This window comes from Nannocystis exedens, assembly GCF_002343915.1.
Lineage (GTDB): Bacteria > Myxococcota_A > Polyangia > Nannocystales > Nannocystaceae > Nannocystis > Nannocystis exedens.
On the sequence record NZ_NETK01000001.1, the window covers coordinates 1,666,399 to 1,691,023 of the forward strand.

22 protein-coding genes are annotated in these 24,625 nt (G+C 73.6%); 16 read left to right on the forward strand and 6 right to left on the reverse strand.

All coding sequences use genetic code 11. From position 1 onward, the window contains the following. Window positions 1-29: 29 nt before the first annotated feature. The 3 genes from NAEX_RS06555 to NAEX_RS06565 form a co-directional block, all read right to left on the reverse strand. Window positions 30-686 carry a glycerophosphodiester phosphodiesterase gene (locus NAEX_RS06555; RefSeq protein ID WP_170135511.1) on the reverse strand — a complete coding sequence of 219 codons (657 nt, stop codon included), beginning with the start codon at window positions 684-686 and terminating at the stop codon, window positions 30-32. 97 nt (window positions 687-783) lie between these two features. Next, complete coding sequence (locus NAEX_RS06560) at window positions 784-2,016, reverse strand: DUF4215 domain-containing protein (RefSeq protein ID WP_096326656.1); 1,233 nt, start codon at window positions 2,014-2,016, stop codon at window positions 784-786. Between the two features lie 18 nt (window positions 2,017-2,034). Then, the gene (locus tag NAEX_RS06565; RefSeq protein WP_143140850.1) at window positions 2,035-2,589 is read right to left on the reverse strand and encodes a hypothetical protein; all 555 of its coding nucleotides are present in this window, start codon (window positions 2,587-2,589) and stop codon (window positions 2,035-2,037) included. A 230-nt stretch (window positions 2,590-2,819) separates the two neighbouring features. On the opposite strand from NAEX_RS06565, the gene NAEX_RS06570 reads away from it, so the two are divergent. The 7 genes from NAEX_RS06570 (at window position 2,820) to NAEX_RS06600 (ending at window position 11,269) form a co-directional block, all read left to right on the forward strand. Next, window positions 2,820-5,147: a prenyltransferase/squalene oxidase repeat-containing protein gene (locus tag NAEX_RS06570; protein WP_096326658.1), complete on the forward strand. Its 2,328-nt coding sequence runs from the start codon at window positions 2,820-2,822 to the stop codon at window positions 5,145-5,147. Window positions 5,148-5,464: 317 nt separating this feature from the next. Next, the gene (locus tag NAEX_RS06575; protein ID WP_096326659.1) at window positions 5,465-5,932 is read left to right on the forward strand and encodes a hypothetical protein; all 468 of its coding nucleotides are present in this window, start codon (window positions 5,465-5,467) and stop codon (window positions 5,930-5,932) included. A 5-nt stretch (window positions 5,933-5,937) separates the two neighbouring features. Next, complete coding sequence (locus NAEX_RS06580; protein WP_245913629.1) at window positions 5,938-6,888, forward strand: HTTM domain-containing protein; 951 nt, start codon at window positions 5,938-5,940, stop codon at window positions 6,886-6,888. Window positions 6,889-7,248: 360 nt separating this feature from the next. Beyond that, window positions 7,249-7,824: a hypothetical protein gene (locus NAEX_RS06585; protein WP_096326661.1), complete on the forward strand. Its 576-nt coding sequence runs from the start codon at window positions 7,249-7,251 to the stop codon at window positions 7,822-7,824. A gap of 493 nt (window positions 7,825-8,317) precedes the next feature. Further along, entirely contained in the window at window positions 8,318-8,911 is a 594-nt protein-coding gene (locus tag NAEX_RS06590; RefSeq protein WP_170135512.1) for an alpha/beta hydrolase, read from the forward strand. Beyond that, entirely contained in the window at window positions 8,908-9,786 is an 879-nt protein-coding gene (locus NAEX_RS06595) for a M48 family metallopeptidase (protein ID WP_096326663.1), read from the forward strand. Before NAEX_RS06590 ends, NAEX_RS06595 begins: the two co-directional genes overlap by 4 nt. Before the next feature lie 271 nt (window positions 9,787-10,057). Then, window positions 10,058-11,269 carry a hypothetical protein gene (locus NAEX_RS06600; protein WP_096326664.1) on the forward strand — a complete coding sequence of 404 codons (1,212 nt, stop codon included), beginning with the start codon at window positions 10,058-10,060 and terminating at the stop codon, window positions 11,267-11,269. A gap of 84 nt (window positions 11,270-11,353) precedes the next feature. On the opposite strand, the gene NAEX_RS06605 is transcribed toward NAEX_RS06600, so the two are convergent. Further along, entirely contained in the window at window positions 11,354-12,217 is an 864-nt protein-coding gene (locus tag NAEX_RS06605) for an ATP-grasp domain-containing protein (RefSeq protein ID WP_096326665.1), read from the reverse strand. A 263-nt stretch (window positions 12,218-12,480) separates the two neighbouring features. On the opposite strand from NAEX_RS06605, the gene NAEX_RS06610 reads away from it, so the two are divergent. The 8 genes from NAEX_RS06610 to NAEX_RS06650 all read left to right on the forward strand — a co-directional run bounded on the left by NAEX_RS06610 (window position 12,481) and on the right by NAEX_RS06650 (window position 21,842). Further along, window positions 12,481-13,503, forward strand: a complete 1,023-nt coding sequence (locus NAEX_RS06610) for a hypothetical protein (RefSeq protein WP_096326666.1) — start codon at window positions 12,481-12,483, stop codon at window positions 13,501-13,503. 75 nt (window positions 13,504-13,578) lie between these two features. Further along, window positions 13,579-14,196: a peptide-methionine (S)-S-oxide reductase MsrA gene (gene msrA, locus NAEX_RS06615; RefSeq protein WP_096326667.1), complete on the forward strand. Its 618-nt coding sequence runs from the start codon at window positions 13,579-13,581 to the stop codon at window positions 14,194-14,196. A 257-nt stretch (window positions 14,197-14,453) separates the two neighbouring features. Continuing rightward, window positions 14,454-15,101 (forward strand): RNA polymerase sigma factor, encoded by a 648-nt coding sequence (locus NAEX_RS06620; RefSeq protein WP_096326668.1) that lies wholly within the window; start codon window positions 14,454-14,456, stop codon window positions 15,099-15,101. Continuing rightward, window positions 15,098-16,429, forward strand: coding sequence for a hypothetical protein (locus tag NAEX_RS49760; protein ID WP_100793184.1), 1,332 nt, complete (start codon window positions 15,098-15,100; stop codon window positions 16,427-16,429). Before NAEX_RS06620 ends, NAEX_RS49760 begins: the two co-directional genes overlap by 4 nt. Continuing rightward, on the forward strand, window positions 16,426-17,295 hold the full coding sequence (locus tag NAEX_RS06635) for a hypothetical protein (RefSeq protein WP_096326671.1): 870 nt from the start codon (window positions 16,426-16,428) through the stop codon (window positions 17,293-17,295). Before NAEX_RS49760 ends, NAEX_RS06635 begins: the two co-directional genes overlap by 4 nt. Before the next feature lie 87 nt (window positions 17,296-17,382). Continuing rightward, window positions 17,383-18,696, forward strand: coding sequence for a hypothetical protein (locus NAEX_RS06640; protein ID WP_096326672.1), 1,314 nt, complete (start codon window positions 17,383-17,385; stop codon window positions 18,694-18,696). A 33-nt stretch (window positions 18,697-18,729) separates the two neighbouring features. Continuing rightward, complete coding sequence (locus NAEX_RS06645) at window positions 18,730-19,923, forward strand: hypothetical protein (RefSeq protein WP_096326673.1); 1,194 nt, start codon at window positions 18,730-18,732, stop codon at window positions 19,921-19,923. 194 nt (window positions 19,924-20,117) lie between these two features. Then, window positions 20,118-21,842 (forward strand): golvesin C-terminal-like domain-containing protein, encoded by a 1,725-nt coding sequence (locus tag NAEX_RS06650; protein WP_170135513.1) that lies wholly within the window; start codon window positions 20,118-20,120, stop codon window positions 21,840-21,842. A gap of 55 nt (window positions 21,843-21,897) precedes the next feature. Here NAEX_RS06650 and NAEX_RS06655 read toward each other — a convergent pair whose 3' ends face one another. Both NAEX_RS06655 and NAEX_RS06660 read right to left on the reverse strand, forming a co-directional pair. Then, a complete protein-coding gene (locus tag NAEX_RS06655; RefSeq protein ID WP_096326675.1) occupies window positions 21,898-22,791 on the reverse strand; it encodes a hypothetical protein in 894 nt (297 codons plus the stop codon). A gap of 122 nt (window positions 22,792-22,913) precedes the next feature. Beyond that, window positions 22,914-23,822: a hypothetical protein gene (locus NAEX_RS06660; RefSeq protein WP_096326676.1), complete on the reverse strand. Its 909-nt coding sequence runs from the start codon at window positions 23,820-23,822 to the stop codon at window positions 22,914-22,916. A 149-nt stretch (window positions 23,823-23,971) separates the two neighbouring features. Between NAEX_RS06660 and NAEX_RS06665 the strand changes: the two genes are divergently transcribed. Next, the gene (locus tag NAEX_RS06665) at window positions 23,972-24,625 is read left to right on the forward strand and encodes a 2-hydroxychromene-2-carboxylate isomerase (protein ID WP_096326677.1); all 654 of its coding nucleotides are present in this window, start codon (window positions 23,972-23,974) and stop codon (window positions 24,623-24,625) included.

The following is a 24,625-nucleotide window of genomic DNA, read 5'->3' on the forward strand; positions in this document are numbered from 1 at the left end:
CATGAAGCCATGTCCCCGGGAGCATGTCCTTACGGACAGTCGGTGATGATGCGGTCGACGCCCCAGGCGGCGACCTCTTGCTTGCGCAGCAGGCCGTTGACGGTCCACACGCCGACGACCAGCCCCTGGGCGTGGTAGCGGGCGACGGTGGCGGCGGTGGTGAGGCGGTGGTCGAGGTGGACCGCGCCGCAGCCGAACGCCTGGGCCCCGCCGACGTGGAGGAACGGCGGGCTCTGGGCCGCGAGCAGCAGCGCGTGCTCGTAGGCGCTGCCGGCCGCGCGGGCGGCCAGCAGCAGGCGCGGGTCGAAGCTCGACAGGATCACCTTCGGGCGGCCGGCCAGCAGGGCGACGGTCTTCTGGGCCACCGCCGGGCCGCCGGCCTTGAGCTCGACGTTGAGCCAGCGGTCGGTCGGGTACGCGGCGAGCAGGTCGGCGAGCCGGGGGATCCGCTGGTTGCGATGGAGCTGCACCTGCGCCAGCTCGTCCCACGTGGTGTGCTCGATCCGCTGCTGCCGGCCCGCCAGGCGGATCAGGTCGGGGTCGTGGAACACGACCACCTCACCGTCGCGGGACAGCTGCACGTCGAGCTCGACGCCGTCGGCGCCGCGCTCCAGCGCGTGGAGGAACGCGGGCAGCGTGTTCTCGAGGTAGGCATCGCTGGCGCCGCGGTGCGCGAGGATCATCATGGCCGCGGTTATGGCACGACTTCCGCGCGCGCTGTAGCCTCGCCCGCCCCCGCGGGCGCGTCGTCGACTCACGGCCATCGGCCGGCCGGCCGCGGGCTCACGGGTGCTTGTCGCCGACGTCGCAGAGGAAGCGGTAGCTGCTCGCGCCCTCGCCGAAGCTCACGGTCGTGTAGCTCTTGGCGGTGCCGTCGGGGTTCCACTTGTAGATCATCGAGCAGCCGGCGCAGTGGTCGGCGTCGGGCTGATCGTCGTAGGCGGTGTCGGTGACCCAGTAGGCCTGGTCGTCGCCGGCGCGCCAGCCGGGGCAGTCGGTCGAGTTGAGGGCTCCGCCGTCGCAGGTGGCCCCCACTTCCGTGGGATAGATCGCCAGGATCGCCAGGTAGTCGACGCCCGCGGGCACGACCCCGCCGCCGACCGGGGCGACGTTGTTCGTGGTCGCGACCGTGTACGCCGACATCACGTGCGCCGGCGTGCGCGTGACGATCAGGTGCATGCCGTACTTCTTGCACATCTCCTCGGCCTTCTTGGCCCCCTTGTCGCTCTCGAGCCCGAACTCGGTGTCGACCTTGAGGAAGGTGTAGCCGCCGCCGTCGCTGTCCATGTCGCACCACACGTCGACGCTCTGCTCGCCGGCCAGCGCCTCGGGCCAGATGCGGTACTGGCCGGTGCTCGCCGCGGGCAGCGCCTGCTTGATCTGCAGGCAGCTCTTCGCCTCGACGCACGACGACATGCAGCCGTCGGTCTCGTCGGTGTTGTTGTCGTCGCAGTCCTCGTCGCCGTTGACGATCGCGTCGCCGCAGCGGGGCCCGGGGACGCAGCCGGTGGTGCAGCCCTCGTAGGCCTGGTTGTCGTTGGCCGGGCCGGCGTCGCACACCTCGTTGGCGGCGTGGATGAAGCCGTCGCCGCAGCGGGCCCACCGGCACGTGCCGACGCACGCGTCGGTGTCGTCGGTGTTGCCGTCGTCGCACTCCTCGCCGGCCTGGACCACCCCGTCGCCGCAGGCGGTCGACGTGCAGTCCGACTTGCAGGCGTCGAGGTCGTCGGCGTTGCCGTCGTCGCACTCCTCGTCGCCGGCGACCACCCCGTCGCCGCAGGTCGGCGGCGGCTCGGTCGTGCTGGTCGGCTCGGTCGACGTCGTCGGCGGCGTCGTCGTCGTCGTGGTCGTCTCGGTGGTGGTCGTCTCCGGCTCGCCGCTGGTGTGGGTGTCGGCCAGCGCGGCGCAGGCGTAGTCGCTGTCGCGGCAGCCGGACGAGTGACAGCCGGGCGCCGTCGCGGCCGCGAGCGCGGCGGCGACGAGGCCGGGGAGGAGGACGCGGGACGCAGCGGCCATGGCGAGTCGGGAGCGGGTCTAAAAGCGCGCCAGCAGCCCGGCGCCCAGCGGCCCGCCGCCGAGCGCCGCGCGGCCCGGGCGGACCAGCCGGCGGGCGACGAGGTAGCGGGTCAGCAGCGCCACACCTGCCCCGAAGGCCAGGCCGACCCCGGCGCCGATGAAGGCCGCCGCCGCGGCCTCGCGCCGCACCGGCCCCGCATCGATCGCCGCGTCATCCTTGCCCCCGTCGTAGAGCATCTTCTGCACGCGCTGCCACTCGGTGACGTACCACGCCACCCCGGCGATGGCGAGCGTCCCCCCGGCCGCGAACTCGCCCCACAGCGCCCGGTCGCGCGCCCCGAGGCCCGCGGTGAGCGCACTCGCCCCGAGCCCGAGGCCCGCGCCGATCATCCCCGCGCCGGTGTTGGTCGCGGTCACGGCGGCGACGTACGCGGCGTTGTTCGGCGCCGGCACGAACACCCGGTACACCTGGCGATCGCGCAAGGCGAGGCCGATCCCCGTCCCCATCGTCAGGCCGCCGGCCAGGCCGAGGCCCATCCCGAGCCCCAGCCGCGCGTCCGGCGACAGCTTCATCTCCGCGACGTCCCCCCGGGCGCTGCGGCGCGGCGCGCGACCGTCCTGCGCGGCTCCCTGCGCGAGTGGGGGCGACACGGCGACCACGAGCGCCAGGGCCGACGCGACGACCGGACCGACCATCCGTCCTCGGCAATAGCACCCTTCCTCGCCGCATGCACCCCCCGGCGGGCGCGCGCGGGCGCGTACCGGCGGCGCAGGACCTCGGCTGCATGTGGTACACGCCTCGTATGGTCTCGCCCCAGGACCCGAGCGCGCCGGGTCTGTCCACGTCGCCCCGTCCTGTCCCGCGCTGGTCGCTCGCCGCCCTCGCGCTCGTCCACGCGTGCATCTTCGCGTGGGCCGCGAGCGTGCTCCCGTGGCAGCGCTGGACCGCGTTCGCGGCGATGACCGCCGCCCTCGCGCTGGCCCACGCCGTCACCGCCGCGGTCGCGCTGGCCGGCAGCCGCCGGCGCGCCCTCGCCTGGAGGATCGGCTCCGCGCTGTCCCTGCTCTATCTCGCGATCCAGACCCTCACGGCTGCGCGCGCCGGCACCTACGTCGCCGCGCTCTACGGCGGCCTCGGCAAGGGCGTGTTCGCGGCGCTGGCGGCCGTGTGGGGCGTCCTCGTCCTCCTCACCCTGCCGTTCGCGGTGTGGGGTCTGGCCGCCACCGGCGGTCTCGGGTCCGGCCCCGGCCTGCGCCGCCGCGTCACCGGCGGCCTCGCGGTGCTGATCGCCTTCGTCACCTTCTCGCTGTGGCGCGCCGCCGCCGCGGCCGCGGCCGAGCCGATCGCCGTGATCGACAGCGACCCCGCGGGCCTCGCCGCCGCGATCCAGGACGTCCTCCCGCGCGTGAAGGCGCGGCCCGACGCCGACCTGTCCTTGTGGACACGTGGGCCGATCACCTGCGACTTCCCCGTCGATCGCCCGACCGCCTTCGTCGTCTACCCCGTCGCCGACAAGCCGGCGCAGAAGGGCAAGCCCGGCAAGCTGCGCCCGGCCGCGCGCTGCGTGCAGGCCGACGGCGCCGCCGAGCTGATCGCCGCGATCGGGGCCGTGGTCGCCGACGCCGGCGCGCCCGGGCCGATGAAGATCGACGTCGTCAGCGGCGCCCAGCCGCTGCGCGACGGCCTGCCCGGCCCGCTCCCCCTGCTCCTTCGGCCAGGTCTCGACGGCGCCTGCGACGGCGCGCGCTGCCTTTTGCCGTGGCAGCTGCTCGGCCTCAATCAATTCCTCACCTACACCCCGCTGCCGTTCATCGAGGACCTGCGGTTCGGCGCCGCCCCGGCGGCCCTGCGCAAGGCGCTGGCGCGCAAGGGCGACCCGGCCCCCGAGCCCGACGTCGGCGTCGACGGCCTCACGCGCCTCGCCACCGTCAGCCTGCTCGTCGATCGCGCCGGCCGGGTGCGCCCGCTGCCGCGCCTGCGCGACCCGATCGACCGGCTCGACGAGGGCCTGCTCGCCGCCTCCGTCGCCGGCGCCGAGGCCCACATCCTCGCCGCCCAGGCCGACGACGGCCGCTTCCGCTACCTCCTGCACCCGTTCACCGGCAAGGTCACCTGGCGCGGCTTCGCCGTCCCGCGCCAGGCCGGCACCACCCTCGCGCTGTGCGAGCTCGGCACCGACGCCGCCGTGCCCGCCGCCCGCCGCTCGCTGGCCATGCTCGCCGGCCTGCGCAAGGACTACCCGCAACATGGCTATTCGGTCCTGTCTTATCAGGAAGGTCGGCCCCCGGTCCTCGGCGACCTCGGCAGCACCGCCCTGCCGCTGATCGCCTTCCTCACCTGCCGCGACCGCACCGGCCCGCAGCACGACGAGCTGATCGGCGCGCTCGGCCGCTACCTCCTGGCCATGCAGCGGCCCGACGGCGGCTTCCATGCCCGCGTCACCCTCGCCACCGGCGAGGCCCACGTCGGCCCCGACCTGCTCTACGCCGCCGGCCAGGCCGTGTTCGCCCTGGTCCTGCTCGAGCAGCTCACCGCCGCCGCCCCGAGCGAGCTGTTGCCCGCGCACGCCGACGTCCAGGCCGCCGTCCAGCGGGCCATGGACTACTTCGCCGACGACTACTGGGACCACGGCCTCTACGGCTTCTTCTTCCTCGAGGAGAACTGGCACTGCCTGGCCGCCCGCGCCGCCCTCGGCGTCCACCGCCACCGCGGCTACGAGCGCTTCTGCCTCGACTACGTCGACTTCAAGCGCCGCCTGATCATGGACGAGGCGAGCGGCGTGGCGCCCGAGCTGGTCGGCTCGTACGGGTTCGGCAACGTGCTCGTGCCGCACAACACCCCGTCGGCCGGCTTCGGCGAGGCCCTCGCGGCGGCGATGGCGGTCCGCGCCGCCGACGGCGAGCGGCGCCCCGAGGACGCGGCGCTGATGACCCAGGTCCTGACCTTCCTCATCGAGCAGCAGTGGTCCGACGCCAACTGCTTCGCCTGCGCGCGCGAGCAGGAGGTCGCCGGCGGCTGGTCGGAGTCGGTCGGCTCGCTCGACGTGCGCATCGACTACACCCAGCACGCCTGGTCCGCTCTCGGCCACGGCGGCCGCGAGCTCGGCCTGCTGCCCGAGGAGCAGCGATGATCGACCCGCGCGGCCCCGCGGAGCCCGCCGCCGAGCCACCCGCCCGCGAGCGCCTGCGTCGCGAAGTCGTACTTGCGCATGTTCCCGAAGACATGTCCCATGGGGCATCCACTGCCGCTGCCGCCCGCGAGCGCTCCGGCGAGCCGGCGCCCCCCCATGTCCCTGCAGACATGCCCCCTGTGACGCCCACGGCCCACGCCGCCCGCGAGCGGCCACCGTTCGGCGAGCCGGCGCCCTCGCATGTCCCAGAGGACATGTCCTTCCCGGCATCGACGGAGCGGCCCGCGAGCCCCGCCGTCGCACCTGCCCCTCCGAACATGTCCTCGCGGGCGTCCGCCGATTCGGCCGCCTGGCCGTGGCTGGTCGGCCTGGTGCTGCTCGGCCTGTCGCTGTCGCCGATGCTGCGCCCGCTCGGCTACGACTCGTTCCCGTTCTCGAGCTTCCCGATGTTCGCCCACGGCCGCAAGGACGCGGTCTTCACCGTCCACCGCGCGGTGGCGGTCCTGCCCGACGGCGCCCAGGTCACCCTCCCGCCGCGCGCGCTCGGCAGCGACGAGGTGCTGCAGGCCGACGTCACCCTGCGCCACGCGGTCCGCCGCGGCAAGAAGGCCACCGCCGCCCTGTGCAAGGCGATCGCCCGCCGCGTCGCCGCCGACCCGGCGCACGCCGAGGCCGTCGCCGTCGAGCTGCTGACCGAGCGCCACGACGCCCTCCGCTACTTCGCCGGCGACCCCACCCCCCTGTCTCCGCCCAAGCGGCAGGCCCGCTGCAAGCTCCCGCGATGAAGGACATGTCCCCCACGACCGGTCCCGAAGGACATGGGCTCTCCGACATGCTCTCGCGGGCAGCCCGGGCCGTCGACCGCTGGTACCGCCCGGTCGCCCCGCCCGAGCGCCTGGCGGCCCTGCGGCTGCTCGTCGGCGGCTTCGCCGTCGTCTACCTCGCCGCGCGCCTGCCCAACCTGCTCGGCCTCCACGGCCTCGGCGGGTTCCGCCCGGTCGGCGTCGTCTCGGTCCTGGCCGCCCCGCTCCCGCCCGCCGCGGTGATCGTCCAGGCCCTCGTCGCCCTGCTGCTCGGCCTCGCCTTCGCCGTCGGCCTCGCCTTCCGCGTCACCGGCCCCGCGTTCGCCCTGGTCCTGCTGTGGGTCCTGAGCTACCGCAACGCCTGGGGCATGATCTTCCACACCGAGAACCTGCTCGTCCTGCACGTGCTCGCGCTCGGCTGCTCGCGGGCCGCCGACGTCGGGTCGCTCGACGCCCGCCGCGCCCGCCGCCGCGGCGCCGCCCCGCCTGTCCCTTCGACCCGCTACGGCTGGCCGCTGCGCCTGCTCGCGCTGCTGACCGTCGGCTCCTACTTCGTCGCCGGCGTCGCCAAGCTGCGCCTGTCCGGCCTCGGCTGGGCCACGTCCGACCTGCTGCGCAACTACATCGCCTACGACAACCTGCGCAAGCACCTGCTCGGCGACTGGTACTCGCCGCTCGGCGCCTGGCTGGTCGGCCACGCCTGGCTGTTCCCGCCGCTGGCGACCGCCAGCCTGCTGCTCGAGCTGCTCGCCCCCGTCGCCCTGCTCGGCCCCAGGATCGCCCGCGCGTGGTCGCTGGCGGCCTGGGCCTTCCACTTCGGCGTGTGGGCGATCATGGCGATCTTCTTCCCCTACCCGCTGCTCGGCCTGGCCTTCGCCCCGCTGTTCGCCGTCGAGCGCCTGCCGCTGTTCCGCCGCCTCGCCCGCGCCCCCGCGTAGCGCCGCGCACGCTGCCAGTCCGTCCGCGCCGCTCCGGCTCGCCTCGCTACCGGCTCGACCCGCCCGCACGAGCTCCGCGCGCCGCCGGCTCATGACCTGCTCCTTCGGCCATGTAATGACATTGCCCTGGCGGAGAACCCCGGTTCCGTCGCGGAGGTCTCGTGCCCCGCACGTGTTCTCGCAGGATGCGGTCGACCGGCGGCGGCCGCCCGCCCCCACGCGCTGCACCACTTTGCTCGGCGGTTGAAAAACATGTCCCTTCGGACAGCAGCCGTCTCCATCCCTGGAGCTACGATGTGGCGCCGCGACCGCCGGTCCGGCCTCGACCGGCGACCTGCGCACGGATATGTTCCCCGGGCGTTGCGACCGCTGCTCGACTCGGAGCCGGCCTTCAAGGCCAACGTGCTCAAGATGATGCTCGAGCACGTCGACGAGCTGCCCGAGGCGGACGCGGTGCGCGGCCGGCTGGGGCCGCAGGTCCAGCGCGAGATCGCCGAGGCCTCGCGCACGCAGTGGCTGCCCGGCGCGTGGGGCCCCGCGATCTACGAGGCCGTCGCCGCGATCCTCGGCGAGGCGGGCGTCTACGAGGTCGCCGCCGAGATGGTCACCGCCGCGCCGGCGATGCCGATGTTCCAGCCGCTGCTGCGCGGCGTGATCCACATCTTCGGCCGCGAGCCCGTCGAGCTGCTGCGGGCCTACCCGCACGCGCAGAAGTTCATCGCCCGCAACTGCGGCACCTGCGAGGTCCTGTTCGCCGGCCCGACCACCGTCCGCTTCCGGCGCGTCCCCGAGCCGCTGCGCCGGCGCGTGTGGCAGGTCGGCCAGCTCGCCGTGATCGAGGCGATGCTGACGCTCGCCGGCGGCGGCGGCAAGGTCGAGCTCGAAGCCTCGACGTTCGCCGCCACCGGCACGATCGACTTCCTCGTCCACACCTGACCTGTTGGACATGCTCTTGCGAGCAGCCGGGCGGGCTCGCCCTCGCCGGCTCGGCGGTGACTTCACCCGCCCGCATGTCCCTCCGGCCAGCCCGCTTCCACCCGGCGTCCGTTCGGCACCTGCCCCTTCGGCCAGGCTGCTCCCCAATCCCCCTGCCCGCCGCTCCGCACCTGCCCCTTCGGTCAGCCGTCCGCCGCCGCGGCCCCGCCGGCCGCGCGCCCCTGGACCGGGCCCGCGCGGTGTGCCACGCTACGCGCGCCGATGTCCCTGCGCCTGCGCGTCCGTCACCTCCTCCTCGCCGCGCTGGCCGCCTGCGAGCCGCCGGTGGCGCCCGCGGCCGCCAGCGCCCCGCCGCCGGCCTCGGCCCCGGCTCCGGCCCCGCGCCCGCCCCGGCCCCGCTCCGGCTCCGCCCGCGCCCGCCACCGCCTACCGCGAGCTCGCCGGCATCGAGTACGTCGAGCTCGTCACCGGCAAGGCTGACCCCGAGGCCAGGTTGCCGCTGCTGGTCGCCATCCACGGCCTCGGCGATCGCCCCGAGCGCTTCTCGGCCCTGGTCGACGACCTCCCGCTCGCCGTCCGCGTCGTCCTCCCGCGCGGCCTCGATCCGCTGCCCGAGGGCGGCTACTCGTGGTTCCCGATCCGCGCGCGCAGCCCCGACGTCGGCGGCCTGGCCGGCGGCATCGCCCGCGCGGGCGACGCCCTGGTCCCGTTCGTGCGCGAGCTCGTGGCCGCGCGGCCGACCGTCGGCAAGCCGGTCGTCACCGGCTTCTCGCAGGGCGGCATGCTCTCGTTTTACCTGGCCGTCCGCGCGCCCGACCTGTTCGCGGCCGCCTTCCCGGTCGGCGGCTGGCTCCCGCCGCCGCTGTGGCCGCGCGACAAGCCGGCCGCCGCCCCCCCGATCGTCGCGCTCCACGGCGCGGTCGATCAGGCCGTCAAGCTCGCTCCCACCGAGCAGGCCGTCGATCACCTGCAAGGTCTCGGCTGGTCGGCCCGGCTCAAGGTTTGGCCGGACGTCGGCCACGCCATCCCCCCCACCATGCGCCGCGAGCTGCACCAGCGCATCGAGACCGCCCTGCGATCGCCATGAACGACCCCAACCTCAACAACGGCGGCGCCGCGAAGAAGCAGCGCAAGCTGCGGACCTACCCCGGCCTCGGCGCCCGCGACTTCATGCACCCGTGGGACGTCAAGGCCACCGCCGCGCTCCACCGCGTGCCCGGCTTCGACCGCCTGATCGCCAAGGTCATGGAGTACGGGCTCGAGCGGATCCTCTACCTCGAGAACATCGCCGACAACGTGCGCGTGACCGAGAAGATGTTCCCGCGGCTGTACCGCTACCTCAAGTGGAGCTGCGCGATCCTCGGGGTCGAGGAGCCCGAGATGTACGTCAGCCTCGATCCGGTGCCCAACGCCTACACCTACGGCCACACGCGGCCCTTCATCGTCCTCACCTCCGGCCTCGTCGACGTGCTGGGCGAGCAGGAGCAGTTCTTCGCGGTGGCGCACGAGGTCGGCCACGTCAAGTGCGAGCACTCGCTCTACACCACGGTGGCCCGCAACATCGCCGCGGTGATCGAGATCTTCAGCCAGGCCACGCTCGGCCTCGGCTCGCTGCTGGGCAAGGGCATCGAGCTGCCGCTCTACGACTGGATGCGCCGGAGCGAGCTGTCGGCCGACCGCGCCGCGCTGCTGTGCGTGCAGGACAAGGACGTCGCCATCCGCACGTTCATGAAGCTCGCCGGCGGGGCCCAGAAGCTCTACGCCGAGATGGACCAGGACGAGTTCCTGCGCCAGATCCGCGCCTACGAAGAGGCCGACGAGTCGACCCTCAACAAGGTCTACAAGTTCCTCATCACCGCCATGCGCACCCACCCGTTCCCGATCCTCCGCGCCAAGCACCTCGACGAGTGGATCACGAGCGGCGACTACGACAAGCTGGCGCGCACCGCCGGCGCCGACTAGCGCCGCGGCCGCGGCCGGCCGCGCGCGGAACCACGATCGGGCGCGGTCGAACCGGCCCGTCGCGGTCCGTACGGGCTACGGACGGCGAGTCGGCTCGCGCCCTGACCGCTGTCCGCCTGTCCATGCCGACATTCCCCGGAGGACATGTCTTTCCAGGCATGTCCATCAGGTCTACTGTCCGTCGCTCCGCGTCCCACCGGCACCCGCGTTCGCAGCCTCCCGTCGCACGAGCGCGTTGCTCCGCGCCCCGGCGCGACGATATCCTCTCCGCATGAGCCCCGAGCTCGCCCTGGACGGCTGGGCGGCCACGCGTGAGGCCGGCTCGCTCGTCTTGACCCACCGCGAGCGCGGCGAGCTCGTCCTGCTCGGCCTGGCCGCCCGCCTGCTCGACCTGGTCGACGGCCGGCGCAGCCCGACCGAGCTCGCGCGCCTGCTCGCGGCTGTCCCCGAGGACATCTTCTGCGCCCTCGACGAGCTCGCCGATCACGGCCTCCTCCGCGCCCGCGTCAGCCCGCCCGCGGCCGTCCGCCGCCGCACCCGCCGCGAGGTCCTCGGCGTCCTCGTCGGCGCCGCCGCGGCCGGCCTCGTCCCCCCGACCGCCGCCCCGCTCGCCGCCCCGCTCGCGCCCCGGCCCGACGACGACCGCCTCCTCGCCGCCCCGCCGCACGAGCACGGCGAGAAGGAGGCCCGGAGCAAGGCCGAGCAGCACCGCAAGCTCGGCGCTGCGCCCCTCGCCGCGCCGTTCCAGGTCGTCATCGCCGAGGAGCGCGGCAAGGCCGAGGCCGACCTGCTCGGCGCCTACGAGGCCGCGGCCAAGCGGCCCGACTCGCCCTCCGAGGCCGCCGACAAGCGGCGCGTCGAGCTCGCGCCCGGGCTCGCCGCCGCCCGCGAGGCCGACCGCAAGCGAGCCGTCGCGCCGCTGCTCGCCCAGGAGGAGGCCGCCAAGCGCGACCTCGACCGCCGCGCCCGCGACCTCACCGGCCCCGCCGCCGCGCTGTCCGCCCGCGAGCAGCAGGCCAAGCTGGCCGGCGAGTTCGGCCCCGCCCACGAGGCCACCCACCAGGCCCTCGTCACCGCCCTCGCCCGGCGCCGCCTGCAGCCCGGCGAGCAGCGCGACAAGCAGGTCCAGCAGGCCCAGGACGCCCGCTGGCGGGCCGACATCGCCGAGGGCCGCAGCGAGGAGCAGGACGACAAGGCCGTCCTCCGCGCCGCCGCGGCCCCCGGTCCGACGCGGGAGCAGGACCGCCAGCGAGCCGAGGCCGCGCGCGAGCGGCACCGCGCCGACCGCCTCGCCCAGTTCCACCAGCGCCAGGCCGCCCTGGCCCTCGAAGCCCGCGAACGGGCCGCCCGGGCCGCCCGCAGCGAGGCCGCCGAGCAGGCCTTCAAGGCGACCGCCGTCGAGGAGGCCGGCAAGCGCGACACCGTCCGCGTCGAGCTGCGGGCCCGCGAGCACGCCGCCAAGTCACGCCCCGACCCACACTGACCCGAACGACATGTCCACTAGAGAATGCCCTAAAGAGCATGCTCTTCGGCGCATGCTCCTGGGAACATGTCCTTCGGAACATGGTCATCGAGGCTCTCGGAGCCGCTCCGACTTCTCCAGCAGATGCGCGAGCATCGCCCCCGCGACGTCGATCCCGCCGACCACCTGCGCCTGCGGGAAGTAGCACGGGAAGTTGGCCTCGAGCAGGTACAGGCGGCCGCTCGCGTGGGCCAGGATGTCGACCCCCGCGAACTCGCGCCGGATCGCCCGCGTCGCCGCCACCGCCAGCGCCGTCAGCGGCGACGGCGTCGGCACCTCGTAGTCGGCCGGGTCGCTCGACGGCCCGCTGCGGAAGTCGTCGGGGTACGGATGGTTGCGGTAGGCCGCGACCGCCCGCTCGCCGATCACCACCACCCGCCAGTGGATCGCCTCCGGCACGTACGTCATCAGCTGCGGCGTGCGCCCGGTCGCGAACAGGTGGTCGAGCACCGACACCAGCGAGGCCCAGCTCTCGAGCAGCATCACCCCCACGCCGCCCTCGCCGCCCGGCACCTTCACCACCAGCGGCAGCCCCCCGAGCAGCTCGACCGCGCGGCGCTGCTGCGCGCGATCGTTGCGCAGCAGCGTGACGGTCCGCGGGATCGGCAGGCCGCGGCGCGCGAACAGCAGCGGCGCCGCGGCCCCGTCGAAGCACAGCGCGTCGCCGCTCGCGTAGAACGTCGCCACCGACTCGGCGAACAGCGCCTGCTCGACCCGCACCGCCGCGTACGACACCGCCGGGCGGAACAGCAGGTCGCCGGCCCGCAGCTCGACCTCCTCGCACGGGTCGAAGCGGCCGACGTCGACCTCCTCGAACCTCACGCCCCGCGCCGCGCAGGCCGCCGCCAGCAGCGCGGTCGTGGTCGCCGGCACGGTCGCGTCGGTGACGCAATAGAGCGGCGGCGGCATGACCCGAAGGACAGTAGGCCCCGTCGCCCCGCGACTCAAGGCCAGCGACGGCAGTCGCCCCGGAATCGCGCCGGTGACGCGATGGACCGCCCCGCCGCGCGCGGCGAAGCGCGAACGCCCGCGCGCCCCTGCGACGAGCGCCTGCCTGGGCGACGCATGCAGCGACGCGCGCACGCCTCGACGACGTGTCCTCCCGCGGCGTGGCCCCGGCGAGCTCACCGACGCCGTGCTGCCCTTCGGGCCGTGCGCTACCATGCCCCGCGATGGCCGAGCGCGAGCTCTCGCTCTGCACCACCTGCGGCACCTGGTCCCCGGACGGCGCGGCCCGCTGCGGTCACGCCCGCGACCCTCGCCTGTCCTGGCTGCGTCCGCCGTGGTGGGACGGCCTCGGCGACCTGCTGCGCATGGCCCTGTTCACCGTGCTGTGCGCCGCCGCGCTGATGAGCATCGGCCCGCTGCTCTGGTGGCTGTACCCGTGGTGGCCGCCGGAGTCCCCCCTGCACATCGCCGGCGCGATCGGCATCGGCATCGTCACCGCCCCCGGCTGGGTGTTCGGCATCGGCCTCGTCCTCGCCATCCCCGAGCACTACCGCGGCCGCTGCTGGCACCTGCGCGACGCCGCCGGCAGCGACGACGACCGCGCCGCCGGCCACGTGTTCGTCCGCGTCCGCGCCCCCGTGCGCGGCGGCCTCGTCCGCACCGTCCGCTCGCCTCTGCCATTGCCGGACTGTTCCGACATGTCCTCCGAGGCAGCCGCGCAGCGCACCGGCGATCCGCAGCTCGTCGTCGCCGCCGCGCTCGCGGGGCTGGCCGCGCGCGGCCGGATCGCCCTCACCCGCGTCGACACCGGCGGCTGGCGCCTGCGCCGGCGCGAGCCGCCGCTGGTGATCCGCAGCGCCGCCGTCCACGTCCGCAGCCTGTCCCCGAGGACAGCCGACGATCCGTGGCTCGAGGGCGCCCTGCTCGACCAGCTCGCCGACCGCCCCGACGTCGAGCTGCGCCAACCCCTGCGCGCGCTGCTGCGGCGCCTCGGCGCCGAGCTCGGCTACGCCGGCGGCGACGAGCTCCCGCGCCCGCGCTGGCCCGCCGACGCCGGCACCACGCCCGCCCTGGCCCTGCGCGCGCTGCTCCTCGACCGCCCGCCCGGCCCCGACGAGCCCGCCGCCGTGCGCGCCGTCCTCGCCGCCTGGCGCGCCCGCGACCCCGAGCGCGTCGCGCCCGTCCTCGAGCTCGTCGCCAGCCTCACCGCCGAGCTCTTGCCCGCGCCGGCGGCCGCGGGCGCCTGAATCGCCGTGAACGTTTTCGCGCTCCCCGCCCGTGTAACCTCGCGCCGCCCGCCGCGTAGCCCCGGAGCGCTCGCCATGTTCACCCCCACGCGAAGACTGTTCATCGGCCTGCTCGCCTTCGCCGCCGCCTGCGGCACCACCGAGTCCAACCACAAGAAGTCCGCGCCGGCCCCGACGCCGACCGCCAGCGGCGCCATCGAGGTCGGCTACTTCGCCGGCGGCTGCTTCTGGGGGGTCGAGCACTTCCTCGAGCAGCTCCCCGGCGTGCTCGACGTCGAGTCGGGCTACATGGGCGGCGCCGTCGAGGCCCCGACCTACGAGCAGGTCTCGAGCGGCGTCACCGGCCACGCCGAGACCGTGCGCGTCACCTTCGACCCGCAGCAGATCGGCTACGAGGCGGTGGCGAGGCGCTTCTTCGAGATCCACGACCCCACCGAGGTCGATCGCCAGGGCCCCGACATCGGCCCGCAGTACCGCACGGCCGTGTTCGTCACCGACCCCGAGCAGCGCGCGATCGTCGACTCGCTGATCGCCCGCCTCAAGGCCAACGGCTACGCCGTCGCCACCACGGTCGAGGACGCCGGCAAGTTCTGGCCCGCCGAGGAGTACCACCAGAATTATTATGTGCGCACTCGCAAGACCCCTTATTGCCACATGCCGGTGCCACGATTCGACCAGCGCGCCAGCTCGTGATCCGATGATTCTCCGGCGCCGCGAGGCGCTGCACACCGGCTGACCGCGCGAGCCGGAGGCGACTCGCACCGCCTTCGCGGAGACGCCGGCTGCAGCCGGGAGGAGCCGCCTCGCCGTCGGCTTCCCGCGGGTCCCGCCGACCGCCCGCGCGCGCCGCCGACGTCCGCGCTGCTATGCGCGCCCTCGCGCCCGTCGGTTTTCTCCGGCTCGCGTGTAATGCCGCGGCGGCTCGCGGTAAGACGCCATGAACCCCTCGCATGAGCGTCCCGAGCCCACGCGCTGCCCGTCTGGCGGCCAGTCACCTCCGCGCGGTCGAGCCCGCTGCGGGTGACTTCGGCGCCCCGACGCCCGCGCTCATCACCCGCGCCTGCGACGGCGACGTCGGCGCCTGGGCCCACCTCTACCAGCTCTGTTATCCGGCCGTCTTCCGCCAGCTCCGCTACTACACCGGCGACACCGGCGTCGCCGAGGAGCTCGCGCAGGAGGCCTTCGCCCAGGCCATGGCCAGCCGCGAGCGCTTCGACCCCGCGCGCTCCTTTCAGGGCTGGCTGCACGGCGTCGCCCTCAACGTCGTGCGCAAGTACTGGCGGCGCCAACGCAACACCTCCGCCGCGCACGCCCGGCTCGAGGCCATGGGCCGCAGTTGCCCGCCCGCCGGCGTCGGCCCCGACGACGCCCACCTCCAGCGCGAGCGCAGCCGCGTCCTCTACGCCGTCCTCGCCGAGCTGCCCGAGCGGCTGCGCGAGGCCTTCCTCGTGCGCGAGCTGCAGGGCCTGCCGAGCGAGGAGGCCGCCGCCCTGCTCGGGATCTCGACCGGCAACCTCCACGTCAGGGTCTGCCGCGCGCGGGCCCAGATCCACGCCGAGCTGCGCCGCCTGGGCTGGCTCCCGGGAGGTGAGCCGTGACCGACGAGCGCCGCCTCGACCCCTTCCTCGACGCCGCCGTCGCCGAGGCCGAGCGCGCCGCCACGCGCCCGCCGCCCAGCTTCGCCGCCGTCCTCGCCCGCGCCCACAGCCTCGCCCCCGACGCCGTGCCCCCGCCGGAAGCCGCCCCCGCGCTCACCGCCCTGCCCGATCGGCCATCCGCACCGTCGCTCACGGCCGTCCCCGCCGGACAGGCCGCGAGCGGCCTGTCGCGGCCGGACGCCGCCCCCGCGCGCACGGCCGAGCGCTCCGGCCATTCCACGGTCGACACCCTCGCTCGCCCAGCCGCGCGCACGGCCGCGCCCTCGGGACACGCTCCCGTCGCCGGCTCCGCCCGCAGGACCACGCCGATCGGACATGCCCCTCTCGCCATGTCCGATCGGCCAGCCGTCGATCCTCACGCCGCCGACCTCGCCCCCTTCCTCGCCGCCGCGCGCGGCCTCGCCGACGCCGACGTGGCCGCGCGGCTGCGCCGTCCGCCTCCGCCGCTCCCGCGCCCGCGCTCGCGCGTCCCGCTGTTCGTGTTCGCCGCCGCCGCCGCGCTGCTGCTCGTCGCCGGCGCCAGCGCCTGGCGCCGCCTCGCCGATCCCGCCCGCGGCGACCTCACCGGCGCCCAGGCCGACGACACCGTGCGCGACCGCCCGCGCCAGCACCAGTCAGAGCCTCGCGCGCCGCGATCGCCAGACCCGAAGGACATGTCCTCTCGGACATTGACCAATGCACACTCCGATCCCTCGCCGGCCCCGGACGGCCAGCCCTCCGCCGGCGCCCAGCCGGCCCTGGCCGAGCGGGACGCACCGCTGCCGTCGAGCCCCGACGACCCTCCCGCCGCCTCGTCCTCCGCTGCGTCCGGCGCAGCGGCCCGCCCCGCCGCACCTGTCCCCGCGACCGGCAATGCCACCGCCGCCGAACCTGCCCCATCGACCCGCAAGCCTGCCGGCGACTCGCTGGCCGACGAGCTCGCGCGCCTCGACGACGAGGCCGAGGCCTTGCTGCTCGCCGGCGCCCTCGACGACGCCGACGCCCGCTATCGGCAGATGATCGCCATCGGCGGTCGTCGCTCCGCCGTCGAGCACGCCTTCGCCGACCGCTGGCTGCTCGCCCGGCGGCGGGGTGACGACGACGCCCACCGCCAGCTCCTGCAGGCCTATTTATTAAAATTTCCGCGCGGTCGGTTCGCCGACGAGGCCAGCGCCGGGCTCTGTCGGCTCGCCGACGCCGACGCGCGCACCGACTGCTGGCGCGCCTACCGCGAGCGTTTTCCGGGCGGCGCCTACCGGCGCGAAGCCGACGAGGCCGCCGTCCCATGATCGTCTCCTGTCGTCGCCTCCTGGCCTCGCTCCCGCTGGTCTTCGGCTGCGGCATCGACACCTACGTGCTCGAGCTCGAGAGCGCCGGCGAGCTCACCACGGCCCCCGTCACCACCACCGATCCTCAGACCACCGGCCAGCCGACCACCACCGAACTCCCGCTCACCACCACCGGCCCCGAGGACCCCACCACCGGCACCGACGAGAGCACCACCTGCGCCGAGCCGGACTGCGGCGTCCTCCCTGACGGCGCCTGCGATCCCGCCGATCCGCTCGATCCCGACTGCGACGACGATCTCTGCAACTTCGCCGACCCGCTCGACCTCGACTGCGACGACGGCTGGTGCCCCGCCGACAACCCCATGGATCCCGACTGTCACGACGGCGACTGCAACCCGCAGAACATGGGCGACGGCGACTGCGACGACGGCATCTGCGACACCGTCGACGGCGACGATTTCGACTGCGACGACGGCCTCTGCAACCTCATGCTCGATCCCACCGACCTCGACTGCATGGACGGCCGGTGCGACGGCGATCCTGGCGACCCCGAGTGTTTGGACGAGTGCCGCTTCGGCGACCCCGATTGCAGCGACAATTTTTGCAATCCGATGGACCCGAGCGACCCCGACTGTCTCATGTGCGACACCGACGCCGACTGCCCCGCCAATCACCTGTGCGTGAACGGTGTCTGCCAGTGCAGCGACCCCAACGACCCGATCTGCGTCAGCGACGGCACGTGCGACCCCGACATCATGGGCGATCCCGACTGCGCTGACGGCCTCTGCGACCCCATGGTCCCGCTCGATCCCGATTGCACCGACGGCGTCTGCGACCCGATGAACCCCGCCGACCCCGACTGTTGAGAGTCTTCGTCGTTCCAACAAAAAATTCGCCTGCGGGCCTGAACGGCCCGTCTTGCTGTTGAAAGAAATTTCGCCCCGAGGAGCCCCATGCGTACCTTCTTGCGCCTTTCATCGCCCGTCTTCGCGCTCACCCTGATCGCCGGCCTCGCCTGCCAGATCGACATCAAGGGCGGCGACACTGCCGGCCTCGACGAGGACACCGGCGGCGACCAGCCCGTCTGCGACCCCAACCAGGGCATGGACCCTGATTGTTGGGACGGCGAGTGCGACCAGGACAACGCCGACAACGACCCCGACTGCTGGACCCCGCCGAGCGACGGCGTCTGCAGCATGGATCCCGGCGATCCGGACTGCCAGCCCTCGTGCCCCGATGATAGTCCCGATTGCCCTGACAACGTCTGCGACCCGATGAACCCCGCCGACCCCGATTGCCCCAACGGCGGCGGCGACGGCTGGTGCGACCTCGACGTCATGGGCGACCCCGACTGCGGCGACGGCCTGTGCAACCCGATGAACCTCGACGATCCCGACTGCCAGGGCTGCGATCCGAACCTCCCCGGGTGCAGCGACGGGATGTGCAATCCGATGGACCCGGCCGATCCGGACTGCCCGAACGGGTGCGACGACGACAGCGCCTGTCCCGTCGGACAGGTCTGCGTCGACGGGGCCTGCCAGTGCGCCGATCCGATGGCTCCGAACTGCGGCGGCGGTGACGGCTGGTGCGACCTCGACGTCATGGGCGACCCCGACTGCGGCGACGGCCTGTGCAACCCGATGAACCCCGAGGATCCCGACTGCCAGAGCCAGTGCGACGACCCGGGCGATCCCAATTGCCCCGACGGCATGTGCGACCCCGACGTCCCCGCCGATCCGGACTGCGGCGGCTGCCAGCCGGGCGACCCCAATTGTCCGGACAACTGGTGCGATCCGATGAACCCGATGGATCCGGACTGCTGGTGGCAGTGCCTCGCCGACGCCGACTGCCCCGTGGGACAGGCGTGCGTCAACGGCCTCTGCCTCTGCAACGACCCCGAAGACCCGATGTGCGGCGGCTGCGATCCAGGCGACCCCGCCTGCCCGGACGGCGTGTGCGACCCGATGAACCCCGCCGATCCCGATTGCTACCAGTGCGATCCGAACGTCGACCCGATGTGCTTGGACGGGTTCTGCAACCCCATGCTGCCCTTCGATCCCGACTGCGGCTTCGTCTGCAACACCGACGCCGACTGCGGCCCCGGCAGCGCGTGCGAAAACGGCGTGTGCGTGTGCGACGGCGTCTTTTGCCCCGACGACGTGTGCGACCCCAACGTCCCGCAGGACCCCGACTGCGGGCCCGCGCCGTGCAACACCGACGCCGACTGCGCCGACGACCAGCTGTGCCTCATGGGCGTGTGCCTGTGAACCCGCCGCGCTGCTAACATCCGCCGCCCTCGCATGACGCAGGCGGCGCTCCTCCTCGCGGCGCTCCTCGCCGCCCCTGCTCCGGCCCCGGGCGACACCTCGGCGTCGCCCGTCGCGGCCGCGCGCGCCCCCACCCTCGTCGTACGCGCGCGCGGCCTCGACGAGCGGGCCCTCGCCGGCGCCTTGCGGCCGCGCTCCGGCGGCGCCGACGTGGTCCTGCTGCGCGACGTCGCCAGCGTCGACCCCGACCACACCTTCGTCGACGTCGAGCTGCGGGCCGGCGAGCTCGCCGTCACCGTCATCCTCCGCGACGGCCGCGTGTTCGTCCGGCGCGGCCCCGGCGGCGGCCCGCGGGACGCCGCCCGCCTGTGCGCCTCGATGCTGGCCGCCATCGCCGGCGACGCCCTCGCCCCGCTGCCCGAGCGGGCCGCCAGCCCTGCGCTCGCCGCAGCGCCTTCGGGACAGGTCCTCGAGGACATATCTCAAGAGCCCGCCGACGCTCGTGCCGAGCCGCCCGCCGTCGACCCCGCCGCCGCGCAGGCCGTCCCGGTCCCGCCCGCGCCCGATCCTGCACCCAGGGACATGTCCTCTGCGACAGCCGACGACGACCTCGTCGAGCCGCCCGCCCCCGCCCCTGTCTCACATGTCCCGGAGGACAGGCGGCCTGTCCTCACCCTCGGCCTCGCCGGCGGTTCGCTGTTCGGCCTTCGCCCCGACCCCGGCGTGCGGGGCGGCGGCGGAGAGGTCCGCGTCGATCTCCGCGGCCGGAGGGTCTGGCTGGTCACCGCGGGCGTGCGCGCCGCTGGGCACTCCGTCGTCGGCATGGATCCGGAGAATCGTGAAGAGCGCTTCGGGCTCGCGCGCGTGCGCGTCAGCCTCGGGGCGGGCGCGTGGCTGACTCGCGGCCGGTTCGAGCTGCGCGCGACCGCGAACCTGTCGATCGAACCATGGTTCGTGATTCGCGCGGGTCGTCGTGTCCGCTTCGGTGAATCGACCGATCCGGCGCCGCTCCTCGGCGGGCACATCCGTATCGCCCCGACCTACGCCATCCATCGTCGGCTGGACCTCGGTGTGTTCGCCGAGGTGGCCGCCAGCGCGACCCCGACCGGCAACGCCGTACGCGTCCGCTTTGGCGAGCCGCGAATCTTCAGCCTGGGCGGCGTCGAGATGAGCTTCGGCGTGGAGCTGCGCGTGCGTGCGTGGCCGAAACCGACAAAACAGCGCTAGCCGGCGTCGCGCTCGCGGGTTTGCCCTGCGGGCCTCTGCATTCGTAATCACCCGCGAAGGCCTGCGAAGAGTGTGACGTGGACTACCGCCCCCGCGGCTTGCGTGGCCTTCGGACCTCCGCCGCCCTCTTGTTCTTGCGGAGACATTGGCCTATAGGGGCGATGATGCTGCGGACCGTCTGTACACGCACCCTCATGATACTCCCTCTGCTCGCGGTCGCCTGTGAAGGCGAAGACGGCGGGCGCGAAGGGGAAGACACCGGCAATCAGGGCATCGACGTGCCCGATCCGGTCGACCCGCCGGAGAGCGATCCGGGCGAGTACCTCGAGGGCATCGACGGCGAGTTCATCCGCGCCTCGGAGGAGTTCGGCGTCCCGGTCTCGATCCTCAAGGCCGTCGGCTTCGTCGAGTCGCGCTGGGAGATGGTCGAGGGCCAGGTCGAGTTCGACGGCCGCGACGCCGCTTTCGGCACCATGGCGCTGCGCGGCGTCAACCTCGAGCGCGGGGCCCAGCTGCTCGGCGTCGAGGTCGAGGAGATCAAGACCGACCGCGAGACCAACATCCGCGCCGCCGCAGCTGTCCTTCGGGACATGGCCGACGCCGAGGGCATCGACCGCGAGGACCTCGGCGCGTGGGCCCCGTCGATCGCCGCCCTGGCCGACATCGGCGACAAGGCCGCCGCCATCGCCTACATCCACTACGATGTCTACGGCATCATCAAGAACGGCCTCGTCGTCACCGACAACGACGGCAACGTGATCTCGGAGATCCAGCCCGAGCCGACCGTCGAGCCCAACTACGACGGCACGGGCGGCCCGGTGCTCGCGACCAACCCCGACTACCCCGGCGCGATCTTCCGCGCCTCGCCGAACTACGGCAGCCGCGCCGCCAACAGCACCGGCAAGGTGCGCATGGTGATCATCCACTCGTGCGAGGGCGCCTACTCGGGCTGCTGGGGCTGGCTCGTCAACCCGCAGTCCAAGGTCAGCGCCCACTACGTGGTCAAGGAGGACGGCTCGGAGATCTCCCAGCTCGTCAAGGAGGACAAGCGGGCCTACCACATCGCCGCGGCCTACAAGAAGAGCCTCAACGGCGGGCAGGAGCCGCACCTCGAGGGCGTCAGCAGCAACCACTTCACCGTCGGCATCGAGCACGCGGGCTTCGCCAAGCAGGCCAACTGGAACGCCAACCTGATCGAGCAGTCGGCCAAGCTGGTGTGCAACATCACCAAGCGCCAGGGCATCCCGATCGACAAGTACCACGTCGTCGCGCACGGCCAGCTGCAGCCCAACAACCGCATCGACCCCGGCCCGAACTGGCCGTGGGCGACCTACTTCAACAAGATCAACGCCGCTTGCGGCGGCCAGCCCGCGGACCCGCCGCCGGAGGAGCCGGATCCGAACGACCCGCCGCCCGACCCGCAGGACCCGCCGCCCGAGCCCGAGGATCCGCCGCCGCAGCCCGAGGATCCGCCGCCGCAGGGCACCGACCCGGCCGAGATCATCATCGACAGCGCCAACGGCAACAACAACGCCGCGATCGCCAAGTTCAACGCCTCGGCCAACTGGGCCGCCACCGCCGCCACGCCCGGCTTCTACGGCAGCAACTACCTGTTCGCCTCGGTCTCGCCGATCAGCGACGCCGCCGAGTTCTCGTTCTACCTCAACAAGGCCGGCAGCAAGAAGGTCGAGATCTGGTACACGGCGGGCGCCAACCGGGCCCCCGACGCGCCGATCGTCGCCTTCGACGCCCAGGGCAAGAACCTCGGCACCGTGAAGGTCAACCAGCAGGCGGGCGGCAAGCAGTGGGTCGCCGTCGGCACCTTCAACTTCACCGCCGGCTGGAACAAGGTCGCGGTGTCGCGCTGGACCAGCGGTAACTTCGTCGTCATCGCCGACGCCATCCGGATCAGCAACTGATCCGGCGGCGTCCGCCGCGAAAGACCCGCCCGCGCCGCCGCGCAGGCGGGTCTCGTCATTCATCGTAGTCGTACGCGACCGAGTATTCGACGCACGCGTCGGCCGGGGCCTGGTCGACGCGGATGAACACCCGCGCGTTGTTGGGGTTCAGGATCCCGCAGTCGACGTTGAAGTCGACGTCGCCGTCGCCGCAGCAGCCCGGGTGGCCGCCGCCCGGCGAATCGCTCTCGCTGGTGCCGTTCGGGCAGTTGATGTTGGCGGCGCCCTGGTCGCAGTCGGCGAACACGCACAGGCGCACGTCGTCGCCGGCGCTCAGCGTGTGGCGTGTGTTCGGGCCGACGATGCAGAGCGCGTTCCACATCCCGTGGTACGAGAACCAGTCGATGTCGTCCTCGCCGTCGAGCACGCCCTCGACCGTCTGCGGCATCGCCCCGCAGCCCTGCTCGCCGAGGTCGATCGCGTTGGCCTCGCTGCCGTTCGGCTCCGGCCCCGGGTCGTCGCAGGTCACCCCCTCGGTGGTCGTGTCCTCGCCGGTCGACGTGCTGGTCGTGCTCGTCCCTTCCGTCGTCGTCCCCTCCGTCGTCGTCGTCCCCTCCGTCGTCGTCGTCACGCCGTCCGTGGTCGTCGAGGTCGGCCCCAGCGTCCCGTCGCCGTTGGAGTTCGAGCCGCCGCCCTCGCACTCGCACGGCCCGTAGCTGTTGCCGTCGGCGTTGCACTCCTGCGAGCCCATGTTCCCGTTCGGGCAGGTACACCCGGCGCTCGACCCCGGCACGCACAGGTTGTCGCCCTGCGTCGTGGTCGGGGTCGCCGTCGTCGACGTGTCGGTATCGGCGCCGGTGGCGGTCCCGGTGCCGGTTTCGCTCGCGCCGTCGGTGAGGTTCGGCAGCGGGTCGGCGTTGCACGCCGCGGCCGTCAGCGCAGCAAGAAGGACGAGGGGAGAGATCCGCATGCTCTCTCGAGTATCACAGCAGCGGACCGCTCACGAGCGCATTCGTGCGGCGACGGCCGCGTCGACCTCGGGCGGCCCACGGAAGATTCGCGGACCGCGGGCCGGGCCCGATGCAACGAGTTTCAGCCGCCCGAATAGCTGTACTCGACTTCATAGTCGACGCACGTGCCGGCCGGCGCCTGGTCGAGGCGGACGTAGATCTGGGCGTTCTCCTCGCCGCCCATGCAGTTGACGCTGAAGGTCACGTCGCCGTCGCCGCAGCAGCCGGGGCGACCGCCGGGCGAGTCCTCCTGCGCGGCGCCGTCGGGGCACTCGAACGCCGGCGTGCCCATGTCGCAATCGACGAACACGCACAGCCGCACCGCGTCGCCGGCGGTCAGCGTGTGCGCGGCCTCGGGGTCGCCGAAGCCGCAGAAGCCGCCCCACTGGCCGTGGTACTGGAACCAGTCGACGTCGGCGTCGCCGTCGAGCACGCCGTTGATCGTCTGCGCCTCGTCCATGCAGCCCTGATTCTCCAGGTCGACCGCGCCGTCCTCGTCCTCGTTCGGCTCCGGCCCCGGATCCTCGCACGCCGGCTCGCCGGTGGTCGTGTCGGGCTCGGTGGTGCCGGTCGACGTGTCCGTGCTCGTGCCCGGATCGGTGCCCGGGCCCGGGTCGGTGCTCGTGCCCGGATCGGTGCTCGTGCCCGGATCGGTCGTCGGGTCGGGCCCGGTCGTCGGCGTCGAATCGCTCTCGGAGTTCGACCCGCCGCCCTCGCACTCGCACTCGCCGTAGGCCGTGCCGCTCTGATTACACACCTGCGCCCCGCTCGCGCCGTCGGTGCAGGTACACGCGATGCTCTGGCCGGGCACGCAGCTCCCGCCGTTCGTGCTCGAAGGATTGGTGCCGGCGCTCGTCTCCGTGCCGGTGCCGGTATCGGTGTCGGTGCCCGTGCCCGTGCCCGTGTCGGTGTCGGTCCCGGTGATGTCGGGTACCGTCCCGCAGCCGAACAAACTCACGGTGCTGATGAAGATGAAGGAGGCAATCCGCATTTTTGCCCGATACCACACCGTGAGCGGCGCCTGAAGCCTGCGGCGGGCCGCGCAACCGTTTTCGCGGCCTGCGGAGCAGGCCGCCGCGACGTCCGCATTCGCTGCGCGCGGGGGCTCCACGACGCATTCTCAATTGCTAACCTCAAGGCATGGCCGACACGATCGAGTTCTTCTTCGACGTCATCTCGCCTTACGTGTACCTCGCCGACACCCTGCTGCCCGGGCTGCGTTCGCGTCATCCGGACCTCGAGATCGTCCATCGACCGATCCTGTTCGCCGGGCTGCTCAAGCACTGGGGGCAACTCGGCCCGGCCGAGATCCCGAGCAAGCGGGTGTTCATGTTCAAGGACATCCTGCGCCGCGCCGCCGAGCAGGGCGTGCCGCTCCGCGGGCCCGCGTCGCACCCGTTCAATCCCCTCACCGCGCAGCGGGCCATCCTCGCCGCGCCGCCGGAGCAGCGGGCCGCGGCGACCACCGCGATCGCCCGCGCCGGCTGGGGCGAGGGCGCCGAGCTCGGCGATCCGGCCGTCCTCGTCGCCGCCCTCGACCGCGCCGGCCTGCCCGGCGCCGCCCTGGTCGCCCGCGCCGGAGATCCGGACATCAAGGCCGCCCTCGTCGCCGAGACCGAGCAGGCGATCGCCCGCGGCGTGTTCGGCGTGCCGAGCTTCCTCGTCCGCGGCGAGCTGGTGTGGGGCCAGGACCGCCTGCGCGACGTCGAGGCCATCCTCGAAGGGCGCGACCCGGTCACGCCCGACGCGGCGGCGCAGCTGCTGACCCGCCCCGCGTCGGCCAACCGCCGCTGA

Excerpts from the sequence above, each read along its gene's own strand:
- NAEX_RS06555 (WP_170135511.1), bottom strand. The coding sequence starts at position 686 with ATGATGATCCTCGCGCACCGCGGCGCCAGCGATGCCTACCTCGAGAAC.
- NAEX_RS06560 (WP_096326656.1), bottom strand. The coding sequence starts at position 2,016 with ATGGCCGCTGCGTCCCGCGTCCTCCTCCCCGGCCTCGTCGCCGCCGCG.
- NAEX_RS06565 (WP_143140850.1), bottom strand. The coding sequence starts at position 2,589 with ATGAAGCTGTCGCCGGACGCGCGGCTGGGGCTCGGGATGGGCCTCGGC.
- NAEX_RS06570 (WP_096326658.1), top strand. The coding sequence starts at position 2,820 with ATGGTCTCGCCCCAGGACCCGAGCGCGCCGGGTCTGTCCACGTCGCCC.
- NAEX_RS06575 (WP_096326659.1), top strand. The coding sequence starts at position 5,465 with ATGTCCTCGCGGGCGTCCGCCGATTCGGCCGCCTGGCCGTGGCTGGTC.
- NAEX_RS06580 (WP_245913629.1), top strand. The coding sequence starts at position 5,938 with ATGTCCCCCACGACCGGTCCCGAAGGACATGGGCTCTCCGACATGCTC.
- NAEX_RS06595 (WP_096326663.1), top strand. The coding sequence starts at position 8,908 with ATGAACGACCCCAACCTCAACAACGGCGGCGCCGCGAAGAAGCAGCGC.
- NAEX_RS06600 (WP_096326664.1), top strand. The coding sequence starts at position 10,058 with ATGAGCCCCGAGCTCGCCCTGGACGGCTGGGCGGCCACGCGTGAGGCC.
- NAEX_RS06605 (WP_096326665.1), bottom strand. The coding sequence starts at position 12,217 with ATGCCGCCGCCGCTCTATTGCGTCACCGACGCGACCGTGCCGGCGACC.
- NAEX_RS06610 (WP_096326666.1), top strand. The coding sequence starts at position 12,481 with ATGGCCGAGCGCGAGCTCTCGCTCTGCACCACCTGCGGCACCTGGTCC.
- msrA (WP_096326667.1), top strand. The coding sequence starts at position 13,579 with ATGTTCACCCCCACGCGAAGACTGTTCATCGGCCTGCTCGCCTTCGCC.
- NAEX_RS06620 (WP_096326668.1), top strand. The coding sequence starts at position 14,454 with ATGAGCGTCCCGAGCCCACGCGCTGCCCGTCTGGCGGCCAGTCACCTC.
- NAEX_RS06635 (WP_096326671.1), top strand. The coding sequence starts at position 16,426 with ATGATCGTCTCCTGTCGTCGCCTCCTGGCCTCGCTCCCGCTGGTCTTC.
- NAEX_RS06640 (WP_096326672.1), top strand. The coding sequence starts at position 17,383 with ATGCGTACCTTCTTGCGCCTTTCATCGCCCGTCTTCGCGCTCACCCTG.
- NAEX_RS06645 (WP_096326673.1), top strand. The coding sequence starts at position 18,730 with ATGACGCAGGCGGCGCTCCTCCTCGCGGCGCTCCTCGCCGCCCCTGCT.
- NAEX_RS06650 (WP_170135513.1), top strand. The coding sequence starts at position 20,118 with ATGATACTCCCTCTGCTCGCGGTCGCCTGTGAAGGCGAAGACGGCGGG.
- NAEX_RS06655 (WP_096326675.1), bottom strand. The coding sequence starts at position 22,791 with ATGCGGATCTCTCCCCTCGTCCTTCTTGCTGCGCTGACGGCCGCGGCG.
- NAEX_RS06660 (WP_096326676.1), bottom strand. The coding sequence starts at position 23,822 with ATGCGGATTGCCTCCTTCATCTTCATCAGCACCGTGAGTTTGTTCGGC.
- NAEX_RS06665 (WP_096326677.1), top strand. The coding sequence starts at position 23,972 with ATGGCCGACACGATCGAGTTCTTCTTCGACGTCATCTCGCCTTACGTG.